This window comes from Fervidicella metallireducens AeB, from assembly GCF_000601455.1.
In the GTDB taxonomy this organism is placed as follows: Bacteria; Bacillota; Clostridia; order Clostridiales; family Caloramatoraceae; genus Fervidicella; species Fervidicella metallireducens.
On the sequence record NZ_AZQP01000136.1, the window covers coordinates 1 to 1,056 of the forward strand.

At 31.2% G+C, this 1,056-nt stretch carries 2 protein-coding genes; both read left to right on the forward strand.

Going from position 1 to position 1,056, the window contains the following annotated elements; all coding sequences use genetic code 11:
* Positions 1 to 406, forward strand: a 406-nt coding sequence (locus tag Q428_RS14105) for a terminase TerL endonuclease subunit (RefSeq protein ID WP_242847869.1), incomplete at its 5' end; no start/stop codon positions are given.
* A gap of 58 nt (positions 407 to 464) precedes the next feature.
* Positions 465 to 947 carry a hypothetical protein gene (locus Q428_RS14110; protein ID WP_035382066.1) on the forward strand — a complete coding sequence of 161 codons (483 nt, stop codon included), beginning with the start codon at positions 465 to 467 and terminating at the stop codon, positions 945 to 947.
* Positions 948 to 1,056: the final 109 nt, after the last annotated feature.

The window sequence follows — 1,056 nt, forward strand, 5'->3', positions numbered from 1 at the left end:
TTTCTATATTACTACAGTAAGTATATGTCCCATAGGTTATAATATCCGTGAAATAGCTTTTGACCGTTGGGGAGCAGTTCAGATGGTGAAGAATCTTGAGGGTATGGGATTTACTGTAGTTCCATTCGGTCAAGGATTTAAAGATATGTCCACACCAACCAAGGAACTTATGAAATCAACCTTGGAACAGAAGCTTGCTCATGGTGGACATCCAGTTTTAAGGTGGAACATGGACAATATATTTATTAGAACTGACCCTGCCGGAAACATTAAAGCTGATAAAGAGAAATCAACTGAAAAGATAGATGGTGCTGTTGCAACTATAATGGCATTTGATAGAGCCATACGGTGCGGTGGTAGCTATGGTGGAAGTGTTTATGATGAGAGAGGGATTTTGGTGCTTTGAGGTTTACTTCGCTTGTAGTATAATAAATACAAGTTGGTATACAGAAGGAGTAAATCATATGAACGAAGAATTTGGAAAAATTAGAATAAAATTTTCATGGACTTGTTTAATACTTATTACAGTAATAAATATTAGTTGTAGTTTATGGGCTAATTATAAAAGTTATAACTGCAAAATGCAACTTTCACAAATACAACAAGAAATTAAAACAAATAATTCAACTGATGAAGCATTATCTAAGGATAATCCTTTAAATCAGTTAAGACCTATTTTAAATGCAGGAAAAGTTGCTCCATATGCTCTTGAAATTTTTATAATCGGCATATTTTCAGCACTCTTTTCTTCAATGCTATTAATTTTGCCAAAATTTCTATTAAAATGTATTAAGGAAAGTTTCATGTGGTATGATGAATTAGAAATATTCAACAAATCTTATAAAATTTTTATTGTGTTAAATATTATTATTTTGGCATTTGAATTTTATGGACTAACTACTTGGTTTGATTATGCATCAACAATAGCTAAAGCAATAAATAGTTAGAATTATATGATAAACAAAAGCATCTATCGATTGGTAGGTGCTTTTCTTATGCCTGTTTTTAGAAGGGAAGTGATATTTTATGAATATATTAAGCGGTCTATTTAAGTCT

Excerpts from the sequence above, each read along its gene's own strand:
- Q428_RS14110 (WP_035382066.1), top strand. The coding sequence starts at position 465 with ATGAACGAAGAATTTGGAAAAATTAGAATAAAATTTTCATGGACTTGT.